The 15,183-nt window shown below is 72.2% G+C and carries 14 protein-coding genes; 7 read left to right on the top strand and 7 right to left on the bottom strand.

Going from position 1 to position 15,183, the window contains the following annotated elements:
• Positions 1-168: 168 nt before the first annotated feature.
• The 5 genes from FO059_RS04015 (at position 169) to FO059_RS03995 (ending at position 5,506) form a co-directional block, all read left to right on the top strand.
• Positions 169-1,539, top strand: coding sequence for a glutamate-1-semialdehyde 2,1-aminomutase (locus FO059_RS04015; RefSeq protein ID WP_143906571.1), 1,371 nt, complete (start codon positions 169-171; stop codon positions 1,537-1,539).
• Between the two features lie 98 nt (positions 1,540-1,637).
• Entirely contained in the window at positions 1,638-2,864 is a 1,227-nt protein-coding gene (locus FO059_RS04010; protein WP_143906569.1) for a class I SAM-dependent methyltransferase, read from the top strand.
• Positions 2,865-2,902: 38 nt separating this feature from the next.
• Positions 2,903-3,721: a sugar phosphate nucleotidyltransferase gene (locus tag FO059_RS04005; RefSeq protein ID WP_143906567.1), complete on the top strand. Its 819-nt coding sequence runs from the start codon at positions 2,903-2,905 to the stop codon at positions 3,719-3,721.
• The gene (locus FO059_RS04000; RefSeq protein ID WP_143906565.1) at positions 3,718-4,419 is read left to right on the top strand and encodes a PIG-L deacetylase family protein; all 702 of its coding nucleotides are present in this window, start codon (positions 3,718-3,720) and stop codon (positions 4,417-4,419) included. The genes FO059_RS04005 and FO059_RS04000 overlap by 4 nt, the downstream gene beginning before the upstream one ends.
• Before the next feature lie 4 nt (positions 4,420-4,423).
• Complete coding sequence (locus tag FO059_RS03995) at positions 4,424-5,506, top strand: NAD-dependent epimerase/dehydratase family protein (RefSeq protein WP_143906563.1); 1,083 nt, start codon at positions 4,424-4,426, stop codon at positions 5,504-5,506.
• Between the two features lie 28 nt (positions 5,507-5,534).
• On the opposite strand, the gene FO059_RS03990 is transcribed toward FO059_RS03995, so the two are convergent.
• A complete protein-coding gene (locus tag FO059_RS03990) occupies positions 5,535-6,116 on the bottom strand; it encodes a dTDP-4-dehydrorhamnose 3,5-epimerase family protein (protein ID WP_143906561.1) in 582 nt (193 codons plus the stop codon).
• 32 nt (positions 6,117-6,148) lie between these two features.
• Between FO059_RS03990 and FO059_RS03985 the strand changes: the two genes are divergently transcribed.
• On the top strand, positions 6,149-7,306 hold the full coding sequence (locus tag FO059_RS03985; protein WP_143906559.1) for a class I SAM-dependent methyltransferase: 1,158 nt from the start codon (positions 6,149-6,151) through the stop codon (positions 7,304-7,306).
• 40 nt (positions 7,307-7,346) lie between these two features.
• Here the strand turns inward: FO059_RS03985 and FO059_RS03980 are convergent, their stop codons facing one another.
• From FO059_RS03980 to glmS, 3 genes are all read right to left on the bottom strand, one after another.
• On the bottom strand, positions 7,347-8,936 hold the full coding sequence (locus FO059_RS03980) for a sugar transferase (RefSeq protein ID WP_233267062.1): 1,590 nt from the start codon (positions 8,934-8,936) through the stop codon (positions 7,347-7,349).
• Between the two features lie 303 nt (positions 8,937-9,239).
• On the bottom strand, positions 9,240-10,736 hold the full coding sequence (locus FO059_RS03975; RefSeq protein WP_143906557.1) for a bifunctional ADP-dependent NAD(P)H-hydrate dehydratase/NAD(P)H-hydrate epimerase: 1,497 nt from the start codon (positions 10,734-10,736) through the stop codon (positions 9,240-9,242).
• 46 nt (positions 10,737-10,782) lie between these two features.
• On the bottom strand, positions 10,783-12,651 hold the full coding sequence (glmS, locus tag FO059_RS03970) for a glutamine--fructose-6-phosphate transaminase (isomerizing) (RefSeq protein ID WP_143906555.1): 1,869 nt from the start codon (positions 12,649-12,651) through the stop codon (positions 10,783-10,785).
• Positions 12,652-12,745: 94 nt separating this feature from the next.
• On the opposite strand from glmS, the gene FO059_RS03965 reads away from it, so the two are divergent.
• Positions 12,746-13,708: a dienelactone hydrolase family protein gene (locus FO059_RS03965; RefSeq protein ID WP_143906553.1), complete on the top strand. Its 963-nt coding sequence runs from the start codon at positions 12,746-12,748 to the stop codon at positions 13,706-13,708.
• A 6-nt stretch (positions 13,709-13,714) separates the two neighbouring features.
• On the opposite strand, the gene FO059_RS03960 is transcribed toward FO059_RS03965, so the two are convergent.
• Genes FO059_RS03960 through FO059_RS03950 form a run of 3 tightly spaced genes read right to left on the bottom strand, consistent with a single transcriptional unit; the run spans position 13,715 to position 15,112 of the window.
• Positions 13,715-14,176 carry a hypothetical protein gene (locus FO059_RS03960; protein WP_143906551.1) on the bottom strand — a complete coding sequence of 154 codons (462 nt, stop codon included), beginning with the start codon at positions 14,174-14,176 and terminating at the stop codon, positions 13,715-13,717.
• Positions 14,169-14,744 (bottom strand): hypothetical protein, encoded by a 576-nt coding sequence (locus tag FO059_RS03955; RefSeq protein ID WP_143906549.1) that lies wholly within the window; start codon positions 14,742-14,744, stop codon positions 14,169-14,171. Before FO059_RS03955 ends, FO059_RS03960 begins: the two co-directional genes overlap by 8 nt.
• Positions 14,741-15,112, bottom strand: coding sequence for a hypothetical protein (locus tag FO059_RS03950; protein ID WP_143906547.1), 372 nt, complete (start codon positions 15,110-15,112; stop codon positions 14,741-14,743). The genes FO059_RS03955 and FO059_RS03950 overlap by 4 nt, the downstream gene beginning before the upstream one ends.
• Positions 15,113-15,183 lie beyond the last annotated feature (71 nt).

Genomic DNA, 15,183 nt, shown 5'->3' with positions numbered 1-15,183 from the left:
GGAGCTGAGTGCGGTCACTCGCGTCGCCGCAGCCAACCAACCAACAGTCTGTCACTTCTTGTATTCAAATACCATGGGTATGTTTAAAGTGGATGCAGAGACTAAGAGACTGACGGAACGCGTACCGCATCGGCTTCCGCATCGTCCGCCGCCGAAGGGAGCACCGACATGACAGCCCTCGATTGCACTTCCAGAGCGGACTTCACCCGATCCGCCGCGTTGCAGGACCGGCTTGCGGACGTGACCCCGGGCGGCGCCCACACCTACGCCCGCGGCGAGGACCAGTACCCCGAGTCCATGGCGCCGGTGATCGTGCGCGGGCTCGGTGCGCAGGTTTGGGACGCCGACGGCAATGCGCTCATCGAGTACGGGATGGGACTGCGCGCGGTCACCCTCGGGCACGGCTACCGGCCGGTGGTCGAAGCGGTGTGCGCCGCCGCGTCGGGCGGCACCTGCTTCACCCGCCCGACTCGCCTGGAACTCGATGCCGCGGAGGACTTCCTCGCCCTGGTCCCCGGCGCCGACATGGTCAAATTCGCCAAGAACGGTTCCGACGTCACCACCGCGGCGGTGCGCCTGGCGCGGGCCGCCACCGGCAGGGAGACGATCGCGGCCTGCGATCAGCCCTTCTTCTCCGTCGACGACTGGTTCATCGGCACGACACCGATGTCGGCCGGCATCCCGGACGCCGCCCGCGCACAGACCGTCCGCTTCCGGTACAACGATCTCGCCTCGCTCGCGTCGGCTCTCGACCAGCACGACGTCGCGTGCGTGATCCTCGAGGCCGCGACCGCCGCGGCCGAGCCCGCCCCGGGATTCCTCGCGGGTGTGCGCGCGCTGTGCGACGAGCACGGAGCGGTGCTCATCTTCGACGAGATCATCACGGGCTTCCGCTGGTCCCGGCATGGCGCGCAGGGCGTCTACGGCGTGACCCCCGACCTGTCCTGCTGGGGGAAGGCCATGGGCAACGGTTTCGCGGTCTCCGCCCTCGCCGGCAAACGCGGCCTGATGGAGCTCGGCGGCTTGCGCACCGACCGCGATCGCGTCTTCCTGCTCTCCACCACCCACGGGCCGGAGGCCACGGGTTTGGCGGCATTCCGCGCGGTAGTACGGGCATATCAGGACGACCTCCCCGTCGCCGCCATGGAGCGGGCCGGACTCCGCCTCGCCGGCGGCGTGGCCGACGCGGCGGCGGATGCCGGCCTGTCCCGATATGTTTCGGCCGCCGGCCGGCCGTCCTGCCTGGTGTTCGTCACCCGCGGGCCGGACGGGGCGCCCTCCCAGGAATTCCGCACGCTCTTCCTTCAGGAGATGCTGGCCCGCGGCGTCCTCGGCCAGTCGTTCGTCACCTCCGCCGCGCACACGGACGAGTTGATCGACCGCACCGTCGACGCCTGCCGCGAGGCGCTCGGCGTCTACCGCGAAGCGCTCGACCGCGGCGATACCGCGGGACTCCTCCGGGGACGCCCGGTGGCGCCCGCGCTGCGTCGCGCCGCCGACCCGCGCCGCCGACCCGACCGCCCAGGCCACCCCGGTTAGAGTTCTCAAATTCCCCGAAGGACCTTGTTTGCATACCTCCGGTATGTTCTAGTGGTGAGAGGCGGTCACTGCGCCGCCGTTCGGGAAGGGATGACGCCGTGCAATGCCGACTCTGCGGATCCGACCGCATGCTCAGCGTGCTCGATCTGGGCGCCACCCCGCCGTGCGAGAAGATCCTCACCCCCGAGGAGCTGGATCTTCCCGAATGCAACTATCCGTTGCATCTGCGCCTGTGCGAGGAGTGCCTGCTGCTGCAGATACCCGCCCTGGTCACGCCGGAGGAGACCTTCACCGAATACGCCTACTACTCGTCCTATGCGGACTCCTGGGTGGAGCACGCACGACGATTCGTCGACGAGGCGACGACCACGCTGGGCCTCGGCGGGGATTCGCTGATCGTCGAGGTCGCCAGCAACGACGGGTATCTGCTGCAGCACGCGGTGAAGGCGGGCATCCCCTGCCTCGGAATCGAACCGTCGGTGAACGTCGGCGACGCGGCACGCGCCCGCGGCGTCCCCACCGTCACCGCGTTCCTCGACGAGGACACCGCGCACCGCATCCGCCGCGAGCACGGGCCGGCGGACCTCGTCGTGGCGAACAACGTGTACGCGCACGTACCCGACATCATCGGCTTCACCGCCGCGCTGCGGACGCTCATGGACGACGACGGCTGGCTGAGCATCGAGGTGCACCACGCGCTGCAGCTGATCGGCCTCGGCCAGTTCGACACCATCTACCACGAGCATTTCCAGTATTACACGCTCTTCTCCGCGATCGCCGCGCTCGCGACCGGGGGACTCACCGTCGTCGACGCGAAGCTCATCGACACCCACGGCGGTTCCATCCGCATCTGGGCACGGCCGGCGGCCGCCGGCCGCCATCCCAGCCCGCGCATCGCGGAGATCCTCGCCGCCGAGCAGCAGGCGGGGCTGCACGACATCGACGGTTACCTCGATTTCGCGCCGCGCGCCGAGGGCACGCGGCGCGCCGTCCTGCACTACCTTCTCGACTGCCGGTCCCGGGGGAAGACCGTGGTGGGCTACGGCGCCCCCGGAAAGGGCAACACGTTGCTCAACTACTGCGGCATCCGCACCGACCTGCTCAGCTACACCGTGGACCGCAACCCGTACAAGCACGGCCGCTTCACCCCTGGCATGCGGATTCCGATCCTCGACCCGGCGCAAATCGATCACGACCGTCCGGACGTCGTCCTCGCCCTGCCCTGGAACCTCGAACCCGAACTGACCGAGCAACTCCGACACATCAAGAACTGGGGCGGCGAACTCGTCTTCCCACTCCCCACGCTGCACGCCGCAGCGCTGTAGCGCTACCCGCAGCCCGCCACAACGAGGAGGCACCCGCCATGAAGGTCGTATTGTTCTGCGGAGGCTACGGCATGAGGATGCGCAACAGCGCCCACGACCAGGTCCCCAAACCCCTGCAGATGGTGGGGCCGCGGCCGCTGATCTGGCACGTGATGCGGTACTACGCGCACTTCGGACACACGGAGTTCATCCTGTGCCTCGGATACGGCGCGCGCAGCATCAAGGAGTACTTCCTGTCCTGTTCGCAGACCGCGGCAGGCGATTTCACGCTGCACGGCGGCCAGGTGCAGACGCTCAGCTCCGATCTGGACGGATGGTCGATCACGTTCGTGGACACCGGGCTCGAGTCCGCGATCGGCGAGCGACTGAGGCGTGTCCGCCCATACCTCGACGGCGACGGGATGTTCCTCGCCAACTACGCCGACGTCCTCACCGACGCACCGTTGGATCGGATGGTGGACCGCTTCGACGCGTCCGGCGCGGCCGCGTCGATGCTCATCGTCCCGCCGCAGTCGTCCTTCCACTGCGTCGACACCGACAACGCGGGCCTCGTCACCGCCATCACCCCCGTCAGCCGGTTCCCCGTCTACGAGAACGGCGGGTACTTCGTGCTCACCCCGGAGGTGTTCGACAATCTCCCCGCCGGCGGAGACCTCGTGGGTGACGCCTGCATGGCGCTTGCCGCGCAACGCCGCCTGTTCGGCTACCACTACGACGGCTTCTGGAAGCCGGCCGACACATTCAAAGAGCGCGCGGAACTGGACGCCGCGTACCACCGGGGCGACCGCCCGTGGATGGTGTGGGAACGCGCCGCCGAGTCGGCAGCCGCGCCCGCACCGGAGCCGGCACTCGCATGATCACGCTGGGCGCGGGGGCACCTCGCGAGGTCGCCGTGCTGGGAGCACACTGCGACGACATCGGGATCGGCGCGGGCGGCACACTGCTCACTCTCGCCGCGGGCACCGAGAACGCGGCGGGCCACGGCCGCGCCCCGCTCCGGGTACGCGCGCTCGTGCTCTGCGGCGCCGGTACGGTGCGCGCCGAAGAAGAGCGTGCGGCGCTCGAGGCGCTGTGCCCCGGAGCCGACGTCGGGCTGACCGTGCTGGACCTGCCCGACGGACACACACCCGCGCACTGGGGAGCAGTCAAGTCCGCGGTGGCGCGGTTCGCAGCCGCGACGCGGCCCGACATCGTGTTCGCCCCGCAGCGCGACGACGCGCATCAGGACCACCGGCTGCTGGCGGCGATCGTCCCCACCGAGTTCCGCGACCACCTGGTGCTCGGTTACGAAGTGCTCAAATGGGAGGCGGACACCCCCCGGCCGGCGGCCTACCAGCCGTTGACCCCCGAACAGGCCAAAGACAAGGCGCGGATCCTGTTCGAGTCCTACCCCTCGCAGCACGGCAGGGACTGGTTCGACGAATCGGCCTTCCTCGCCCTTTCGCGACTGCGCGGCGTGCAGTGCCGCGCCGTCCACGCCGAAGCGTTCACCATCGACAAGGCGATCGTCGACCTCGCCGCCGGCCCTCGTCCCGCGTCGCCATCCGAGGAGTGAGGTAATGCGCGTACTCGTCACCGGCCACCAGGGGTATCTCGGCACGGTCATGGTGCCCGTGCTGCAGGCCGTGGGACACGATGTCCGCGGCCTGGATTCCGGGCTCTTCGCGGACTGCCTCCTGGGGCCCGCCCCCGCGGACCCGCCGGGAACCGCCGTGGACATCCGCGACGTCACCGTCGACCACCTCGCCGGCTTCGACGCCGTCGTGCATCTGGCGGCGCTGTCCAACGACCCCCTGGGATCGCTCGCGCCGGAGATCACCCACGCGATCAACCATCACGCGTCGGTGCGCCTCGCCGAGCTCGCCAAGCGCGCCGGCGTCAGCAGATTCCTCTACGCCTCCACCTGCTCGGTCTACGGCGCCGCCGGCGACGGGCTGGTCGCCGAGGGGGCGCCGCTGCGTCCGCTGACCCCCTACGCGGTGAGCAAGGTACGGGTCGAGGACGACCTCGCCCGTCTCGCCGATTCCGGCTTCTGTCCCGTGTTTCTCCGCAACGCCACCGCCTTCGGCTTCTCCCCCCGCCTTCGGGCCGACATCGTGCTCAACAACCTCGTCGCGTCCGCATTCACCACCGGCCGCGTGCTGGTCCTCTCCGACGGAACGCCGTGGCGCCCGATGGTGCACGCGCTCGACATCGCGGAGGCGTTCGCACGGGCTCTGACCGCCCCCGCTGCCGCCGTGCGCAGCGCGGCGTTCAATGTGGGCGACGAACAGAACAACGTCACCGTGGCGCAGATCGCCGGAGCCGTGGCGGAAATCGTGCCGGGCGCGAAGGTCGACATCACCGGGCAGACAGGCGCGGACGAGCGGTCATACCGCGTGGACTTCTCCGCCATCCGACGCGCGTTCCCCGGCTACCGGGCGGTGTGGACGGTCGCGGACGGGGCGGACGAGCTCTACCGCGCGTATCGCGCGGCCGCGCCCACCGACGACGACTTCCGGCTGCGCTTCACCCGCCTGGCGCGGCTACGCATCCTGCAAGAGGACGGGCTCGTCGACGCCGAGCTCCGTCCGCTCCGGCGCGGCACTGCGCGTGCCGGGGCGCCTCGCCGAGCCGGAGAACCCCATGTCCGCAGCGCCTGAGCGCCGGTCCGCACCGGCACGGCCGCGGTCACCGTTCCCGAAGGCCCGCCAGAAGTGCGGCGAAACCGCCCGCCGCCGCATCCCGGGCACTGACCACCGTCACCGGCAGCGGCCAGTCGATGGCCAGGTCGGGATCGTCGTACGCGATGCCGATGTCCTCGTCCGGGTCGTGCTCGCGGTCGATGCGGTAACACACGTCGGCCGCGTCGCTGGTCGCCTGGAAGCCGTGCAGGAAGCCGGGCGGCACATACAGGTGCCGGAATGCGACGTCGTCGAGGAGGAACGACTGCTGCGCCCCGAAGGTGACCGAGTCCGGGCGAATGTCGACGAGGACGTCGTGCACAGCGCCGCGCGCGCACCGCACCAGCTTGGCCTCGCCCCGCCCGGAGCGCCCGTGCATCCCCCGGATAACCCCGCGCCCGGACCGCGACTGCGAATCCTGCACGAAGGAAGCCGACACCACCTGTCGCGCAGACCCGCTGCAGTGCGACGCGACGGCCGCGTCGAATTCGCGCGCGTCGAATGTGCGCGTGAACAACCCGCGTTCATCCCGCGCCGGAGTCGGAAGGAACGTGAGCACGTCGGCGAGCCGGGTCGTCTCCACCTGCACCACACCATGATCGCAGAATCGCGGTGACGCACATGTGGAAACCAGCAGGATCGACCACGACTGAATCGGCGCCGGCCCCCCGCGCGTGCCGCGGTTGCGGAGGCCGTGCGCTCGTCACGGTGCTCGACCTCGGATCGGTGCCGGCCGCCGACCATTTTCCCCCGGCGGACGGGCCGCTGTGCGCCCATGATCCCCTGTATCCCCTGGCGATGACGGTGTGCCGCAAGTGCGGCCTGGCCCAGCTCGACGCCGACGCCACCGCGCCGGAAGAGCCCCGGGGTGTGGAGCCGCAGGCGCTACGCGATCAGGCGCACGAGGCGGTGCGGACCCTGGCCCGGGACGGATGGCTCGACACCCGTGGCACGGTCCGGGAGTTCGCGAGTCCGCACGGCGGCAGCTGGCTGGGTCTGCTGGCCGGACGCGGCTTCTGCACGCATCAGAGCGACCCCGGCACGGCCGCTCCCGCGGACGTCGTCCTCGACAGCTTCGGCATGATGCACGAGGCCGACCAGCGCGCGGCCGCCGCACGCCGCCGCGCGGCGACCGCCCCCGACGGCACACTGTTTCTGCAGTTCCACTCGCTAGGCGCCATCGTGGCGCAGGGGCAGTGGAACGCGCTGCGGCACGGGCACTTCGCCTACTACAGCCTCACCGCCCTCACGGAACTCCTCGCCGCCGTCGGCATGCACGTGGCACAGGCGTGGGAGTTCGACCTCTATGGGGGGACGGTGCTCGCCGCGATCCGCCACGGCGCGGATCCGCACGGCGCCCCCTCCGTGGCGCGGATCCTCGCGGCCGAGAATGCCGCCGCCGTGGCGGATCCGGGGACGCTGGGGCTGCTGCAACACTCCGCGGACGACGACGCCGCCGCCCTCCGGGCGCTTCTGCACCGCCTCGCCCGCGCCGGCCGGCGCGTGTGCGCCTACGGGGCATCGTCACGGTCGGTCGCGCAGCTTTACCGGGCGGGCGTGGACCGCACCGTTCTGCACGCCGTCGCCGACGTCTCCCCCGCCAAACGCGGCAGGCGCATGCCCGGCACCGACGTGCCGATCATCGCGCCGGACGAGCTGGCCGCGGCGGACCCCGACCGGATCCTGCTGACCGTGCCCGACCTGTTGCCGGAACTCCAGCGGGCGTACCCGGCGCTGGACGGTCGGTGGATCGTCGGCGGCATCGGTGTGCACGCATAGGGCGGCCGGCGATCCGGACGGCCGCGCTCGCCGACGTGTCTCAGTATGCCCCGGACCCCGTTAGAACCGCGCGGAGAGTCTTCCAGACGATGGCCGCGTCGCCCATGAACGACCAGTTCTCGACGTAGGACAGGTCGAGTCGCACGGCCTCGTCCCATGGCAGATCGGATCTCCCGCTCACCTGCCACAGGCCGGTGATGCCGGGCCGCACCAGCAGCCTCCGGCGCACTGCTCCGGAGTAGCCCTCCACCTCGCAGCGCAGCGGAGGCCGGGGCCCCACCAGGCTCATCTCCCCGCGCAGGACGTTGAACAGCTGCGGCAACTCGTCCAGGCTGTAGCGCCGCAGGAGCCGGCCCACCCGGGTCACGCGGGGATCATCGTGCAGCTTGAACAGCGGCCCCGCCCCGTCGTTCCCGTCCGCCAACGACGCGACGAGCCTGTCCGCACCCGCGACCATCGATCGGAACTTGATCATCGCGAACGGGACGCCGTTGATCCCGATCCGTTCTGCCACGTAGAACACCGGGCCGCGCGACGTCGTCCCCACCGCCAGGGCGCACAGGGCGAACACCGGCGACAGCAACACGAGCGCCACGCCCGCGCCGACGCGGTCGACGGTCATCTTCCCCAGTCTGTTGGCTCCGCGGTACTGCGGCTCACCGACATGGACCAGCGGCACGTCGGCGGCCGACGAGATCGTCAGCCGCGGACGGGCGATCTCGCCGACGCCGGGGCAGACGGCGAGGTCGACGCCGGCGTCGGCCAGCTCCCAGGCGAGTTCGCGCATCCATTCGTCGCCCAGCCGTTCGGTCGCGGTCACGGCCACCGTGTCCGCGCCCGTCGCGGCGATGGCCGTGGAGACCGACCGCTCGTCGCCGAACACGGGAACCGGGAGTGCGTCGCCCTCGACCGCCCCCGCGCCGTCGTCCGTGATCGTCGCGCCGTCGCGGGACCCCGCGGTATGGGCCGGGGGTCCTCCCACGCCGGGAATGCACACGCCGACGACCCGGTAGGCATGCGCGCCGTCCTGGGCGAAGCCGACGGCCATCGACGCCGCCGCGCGCCTCTCACCGAGCACTACGACCCGGGTGACGCAGCGGCCGCGCGCATGTTGACGGTCGAGCCATCGTCGCCACAGCCAGCGGCTGATGATGATCCCGGCCAGGCCCGCCGGCAAGGACACGAGCAGGAACATGCGCGCAGAATCGAGCCGCAGAACCAACGCGAGCACGCCGAGGAAACCGAACGCCCGCAGCGTCGCATCGAACACCCGCTGATACTCCTCGGCGCCGACGGAGACCACGCTCGGCTCCCGCGCCTGCGCCCAGGACAGCAACGCGGACCAGACCACCACGATGCACATCGAAGCTGCGGTGTGCACCGGCCACTGGTCGCCCGCGCCGGCCGCACTGTCCGTCACCCGGTACGCCGCCTGCCCCGCCACCACCGATGCCGTGACGACGGCCAGGTCGGTGACCGCAAGTTTGCGGATGTATCGCCGCCGCCACCGGTCGCGCGGCACAGCGGCGGCCGGCACGGCCGCGACCGAACGGAGCGTCCCCGCCGGAACTTCCGCGCGCTGCACGGCCGGTTGCGGCAGGCCGCCGGAGCGCGTGACGGTGCTCGTCACGGGAATCACCTCCCTTCAGCCGGCTCCGTGTCCTGCCGCGGGCCGCGGCTCGGATCCGCCGCTAGGTTCTCGTCGCCACGAGCGTCGCATCGCACACCATCCGGGCACCGACGGCACCTGCACGGTGCCCGCCACCCCGGTAATACGAGCGGGTACCTGGCTGCACGCCCAAACCGGAGTCACCAAGTATCTGAATACTCTCCTTTACATACTCTAGTTATGTTTTTGATGAGCGCAAGGGCCAGACGGTCACATTTGCTCCGTCCCGCAGACGAAGGGATCCCCCGTAGCCCGAGTGCTTCGCTACGAACGCACAGCGCGCACCGCCGCGCGCACCTGCCCCAGCACCGCCGAGGCCGACACGGGCGCGCCGGGCCCCTCCTTACTCACAGCGCCGGCCCCCTGCGCCGCCAGCCCCGCCGCGGTCGAGTGCACCCGGGCCGCCGCCGCGCACGCGAACGCCGGATCCAGCCCCGCCGCGAGCAGCGCCCCGACGATGCCGGTGAGCACATCGCCCGAGCCGGCCGTCGCCGCCCACGCGTGCCCCGAATGCTCGGCGTACGCCACGCGGCCGGGCTCACTGATTAGCGTGACGTTGCCCTTGAGCAGCACCGTGGCGCCCAGATCGGCCGCCAGCGTCCGCACCGCGGCGAGCCGGTCCGCCGGCACGGGACTGCCGGTCAGCCGCGCGAACTCGCCCGCGTGCGGCGTCAGCACCGTCGGCGCCGACCGCTCCCGCACCCACTCGTGGTGCCGCGCCAGGATCGTGAGGCCGTCGGCGTCGACGATCACCGGCACGTCCGTCGCCAGAATGCCCTGCAGCCGCCGCTCCGCCGCGTCGTCGACACCGCCTCCCGGGCCGGCCGCCCACGCCTGCACGCGGCCCGCCTCGCCGATCGTGGCGGTCGCGACGACCTCGGGCCAGGCCGCCAGCACCCGGTCCGCAGCGCCCCCCGCGTAACGCACCATCGCCGACGTCGCCGCCACGGCAGACCCCGCACAGAGCACCGCCGCCCCCGGATACTTCTGCGAGCCGGCGACAACGCCGAGCACCCCGCCGGAGTATTTGTCGTCGTCCGCCCCCGGCACCGGCCAGTGGCGGCCGGCATCGACGTCCTCGCACTGCCGCAGTTCCGGCGCGCCGAGCGTGAGCCCGATGGGCACCGGCTCCACCCGTCCGCACCAGCGCGCACCCAACACGTGCACCGGCTTGCACGCGCCGAAGGCCGCGGTGACATCCGCCCGCACCGCCGGGCCGTCCGTCGCCCCCGTCTCGGGGTCCACGCCGCTGGGCAGATCCGCCGCGACGAACACCGGCCGCCGTGCCGCGGCCTCGAGGCGCGCGACGAGCTCCGCGGCGTCGGGCCGGAGCCCGGGGCGGCCGGAGATGCCCACGATGCCGTCGATGACCAGGTCGGGGACTGCGACGTACGCGGCCGTGAATCCTCGCACGCGGCCGGCGAGCACGTCCTCGGCCGCCACCGCGACGCCGCCGGCCGCGCGCAGATCCGCCAGGCCCGCCGTGTGCGCCCGCTCCGGCTTCATCAGCACGGCGGTCACGGCAGCACCACGCCGGCGCAGATCTGCGCCGGCGAACAGCGCGTCACCGCCGTTGTCCCCGGATCCGGCGAGCACGAGCACCGACCGGCCGACGACGCCGCCGCGGCACCGCGCCAGCTCCGCCGCCGCAATGCGCGCCAGCCCGTAGGCCGCCCGCCGCATCAGGGTGCCCTCGGGCAACGACGCCAGCAGCGGCGCCTCCGCCGCGCGCACCGCGTCGACGCCATGGAACTCGCGCATCGGTCAGCGCCTCCTCACGGCAGCTCCTCAATGCCCTGCCGAACTGCTACTCCACCGTCACCGACTTCGCCAGGTTGCGCGGCTTGTCCACGTCGTAGCCGCGCGCCTTCGCCACCTCGGCGGCGAACACCTGCAGCGGCACCGTCGACAGCAGCGGCTGCAGGAGCGTCGCCGACGGCGGGATCTCGATGAGATGGTCGGCGTACGGCCGCACAGTGTCGTCGCCCTCTTCCGCGATCACCAGCGTGCGCGCCCCGCGCGCCTGGATCTCGCGAATGTTGCTGAGCATCTTCGAGTGCAGAAGCGCCCGCCCCTTGGGCGAGGGCATGACGACGAACACCGGCAGTCCGTCCTCCAGCAACGCGATGGGGCCGTGCTTGAGCTCGCCCGCGGCGAACCCCTCCGCGTGCATGTAGGCGAGCTCCTTGAGCTTGAGCGCGCCCTCGAGCGCCACCGGGTAGCCCACGTGCCGGCCGACGAACAGCACCGCCGGCGCCTGCGCGATGTCGCGGCCGAGTCGACGCACGGGCTCGACCGTCTGCAGCACCCGTTCGATCAGCGCGGGCATCGCCTCGAGCGCCTCGTACTCGCGCGCCACCTCGTCCTGATACTTGGTGCCGCGCGCCTGCGCGAGGGCGAGACCCACCAGGTAGTTCGCGGCCAGCTGCGCCAGGAAGCACTTGGTGGAGGCGACGCCGATCTCCGGCCCGGCGCGCGTGTAGAGCACAGCGTCCGCCTCACGCGGGATCTGCGCGCCGTTGGTGTTGCACACCGCCAGCACGCGGGCCTTCTGGTCTTTCGCATGCCGCACGGCCTCGAGGGTGTCGGCCGTCTCGCCCGACTGCGAGATGGCCACCACCAGCGTGGAACGGTCGAGGACCGGATCGCGGTACCGGAACTCGCTGGCCAGCTCGACCTCGACGGGCAGGCGGGTCCAATGCTCGATGGCGTACTTGGCCACCAGGCCCGAGTGGTAGGCGGTGCCGCAGGCCACGACGAAGACCTTGTCGACGTCGCGCAACTCCTGGTCGGACAGCCGCTGCTCGTCCAGCACGATCCGGCCGTCGATGAAGTGCCCGCGGAGGGTGTCCGCGACGGCGGCCGGCTGCTCCTGGATCTCCTTGAGCATGAAGTATTCGTGGCCGCCCTTCTCGGCGGCGTCCAGGTCCCAGTCGATGGTGAACGGCCGGGTGCGATCCGTCGCGTCCGCGCCGTGGAAATCGGTGACCTCGTAGCCGTCCGCGGTGATGACCACGGCCTGATCCTGGCCCAGTTCCACGGCCTCTCGGGTGTGCTCGATGAACGCGGCCACATCGGACCCGATGAACATCTCGCCCTCGCCGACGCCCACCACCAGCGGCGTGGACCTACGGGCGGCCACGATGGTGTCCGGGTCGCCGGCGTGGGTGAACACCAGCGTGAACGCCCCCTCCAGCCGCCGCAGCACCGCGAGCGCGCTGCCGACGAAGTCGCCCGCGTGCGGGCCGTCCGCGTACTCGATGGCGATCATGTGCGCCGCCACCTCGGTGTCGGTGTCGCTGCCCAGGTCCACGCCCAGGTCCTCGAGCTCACCGCGCAGGGCGGCGAAGTTCTCGATGATCCCGTTGTGCACCACAGCGAAGCACCCGGAGGCGTCGGTGTGCGGATGGGCGTTCCGGTCGGTGGGCCGCCCGTGCGTGGCCCACCGGGTGTGCCCGATGCCGGCGTGCCCGGCGAAGACGCCGTCGCCGGCCTCCGCCAGCGCGCCTTCCAGGTTGGCCAACCGGCCCGCCCGCCGCTCCACGGCCAGGCTTCCGTCCCCGTCCAGGATCGCCACCCCGGCCGAGTCGTAACCCCGATACTCCATCCGCCGGAGCGCCTCCACGACCACTCCGAGGGCGGGCTTGGCACCCACGTACCCCACGATTCCGCACATAGTTCACAAGGATACGTGCCGCGCCGCCGTGCCCGCGGCGGCGGATAACGGCAGCCGTCCCGACAGGGCACCTACGATCGGTTACCGTCGTCACGTGGCACCCAAACCGAAGTCCCTGGCACGCTCCCTGTCCCGGCGCGGCCCGCACCGCGTGCTGCGCGGAGACCTGGCATTCGCCGGGCTGCCGGGCGTCGTGTGCACCCCCGAATCCGGCTTCGGGCTGCCCGCGGTGGTGTTCGGGCACGATTGGCTCACACCCCCGCGCCGGTACCTCGATACTCTCGCGCACCTGGCCTCCTGGGGGTTCGTGGTCGTGGCCCCGGCGTCCGAACGCGGGCCAGTCCCGTCCGCCCGGTCCTTCGCCCAGGACCTCGGCACCGCCGCGGACATCGCCACCAGCGTGCGGCTGGGCCCCGGCCGGATCAGCGTGCACCCGGCCAAGGTGGCCATGACGGGGCACGGTTTCGGCGCCGGCGCGGCCGTCCTGGCCGCGGGCGGCCACGGCGCAGCCGACGGTCAGGGCCGGGCCTCGGACGCTGAGGAGCCGCCACGCGGCCGGTCAGGCCGCAAGTCCAAGCGTGCGCAGCCGTTCGACCCCCGCGCACGCAAGCCCGTCGCCGCTGTCGCCACGCTGTTCGCGGCGCCGACGAGCCCGTCCGCACTGCCGTCGGCCGGCCTGGTGGAGGCCCCCACCCTGGTGCTGTCCGAGCCCGGCCCCGACGGCCTGGCGTCCGCCGAGTCCACCGCGCTGGCCGCCGCCCTGGGCGGCTCCGTCACCACCCGCATCGTCGCCGCCGCGGAGGACGGCACGATCGTGGAGGACCGCAGGCTCGCCTCGTTCTTCGGCATGGCGGGCTCAGACAAGCACCTGCAGGCCACCACGCGCGCATGCTTGACGGGTTTCCTGCTGGCCACGCTCGCCGACAGCAAGGAGCACGCGGTGTTCAGGGATGAAGCGACCGTGCTGCCCGGCACCGCCGCTGTCGCAGACGAGCCCGTCGACCCGGCCGCGCCGAGTACCCGCGCACGTGTGCTCGGCGCCCTGACCGGGCGCTGACCAGGATCACTGCCAGGGCAGGTCCGAGTTCCAGCGCGGGTCGAGGAACGCCGCGCCGCGCCGCGCCTCCCCATCGCGCTCCGGCCACGGTGCCGTGTCCGCCGCGCGCTCCAGCCCCGGTGTGGGCCCGATCGACTCCTGCCCCATAGGCACGGGCACGCGCGCATCCGGCCGTCGCCCCTCCGGGGACTGCGGAGAAGGCGGCCCCGCCGGCGCGGGCTGCCCCGGCGGGGACTGCACGGGCGGGGACGGTGCGGGCCCGCGCCGCGCACCGCCGGCGGCCCCGTGCAAGGAGGCGTCGATCCCGTCCGCCGCAACGGACGCCGGCGACCGCCTCGCCGCGGGGTCCGTGCCCGCATCGGCGAGGCCTCCGTTCCGCCTGGCCACGACCTCCCGGATCTTCTGCTCGATCGCATCCATCGCCTGAGCGTGGTCCTCGCAGATGTGATCGAAACGCTGCTCAAACACGGGAGCCCCCCGCAAACCGGCCTTCGTCGAGAGCCTCGGACAGCGCGTGTTCGATCCGGCGCATCGACGCTGCGGTCTGCGAGCACGAACGGGAGAACGCCGCCTGCAGATCATCGGGAGCTGAGGCGTCCCGGCCCGCTCCCACGGCGAGACCCGCCATGGCCGCAAGCGCGTTCACGTGCCGCGCGCGCACCGTGTCCACGGCCCCCGCTCCCGCACGCAGGGCCGCGGCGGCGTTCCGCAGCGCATCGGCGTGGTGGCCGAGCACGTGCAGCGCATCCTCCACGCCGCGCGCCGGCGTCTCCGCGCCGCTGCCCAGCGCCCGGAGCACCCCCGCCGGGAGGGCGCGGCCGGAGTCCGCGAGGCCGTCGATGTCGGCCGCTCGCGCGTCGCACCAGTCGGCACGCCGCCGAAGCTCCGAGGGGTCGGCGCCCGCCGCACGCTCCCAGAGCTCGCGCAGGCCTGCATCCTCGCCGGACCCGGCGCTGTGCGATCTGTCCGCGCGCCGGGCCGCGTCGCCGTCCGCGACGAGGTGCTCCCACCCTGAGGGAAGGGCCCGCGACGTCACAGCGGCTCTGGGGCGCCGCCGGGCGCGGTGGGGCTCCAGGACCGGAGCCGCGCGGCGACCTCCGCATCCGCGTCGGCCGCGGCACCGGCCGTGCGGCGGACGTGCTGCGCGCACGCGTCGAGCGTCGCCGCCCAATCCAGTACGCCCCGGTGGACACCATCAAGCCACCGCCGCAATGCGGCGTCGACCTGCGCCACCGCAGGATCACCACCGCCATCCGCAACGCCCTGCCCAGCGGCCTGCGAGATCGCCCCCGCCGCCGTATAGGCGTCCGACGCGCTCGCGCCGAGCGCACGAAGGACCGCGTCGACCTCCGCGTGGTCCACGCACAACCGCCCGCGGCGTTCCGCCGCCCCGGATTCCCCCATGAGTCCCCCGTGCATTCCGTGCCGACCGTCGCCGCGGATCTCCTCGCGCCCCCGCGCGACACCCCGGTAAC

It is taken from the genome of Tomitella fengzijianii, assembly GCF_007559025.1.
In the GTDB taxonomy this organism is placed as follows: Bacteria; Actinomycetota; Actinomycetes; order Mycobacteriales; family Mycobacteriaceae; genus Tomitella; species Tomitella fengzijianii.
Note: the sequence above shows the minus strand (reverse complement) of the source record. Positions and strands in the feature narration are given on the sequence as shown.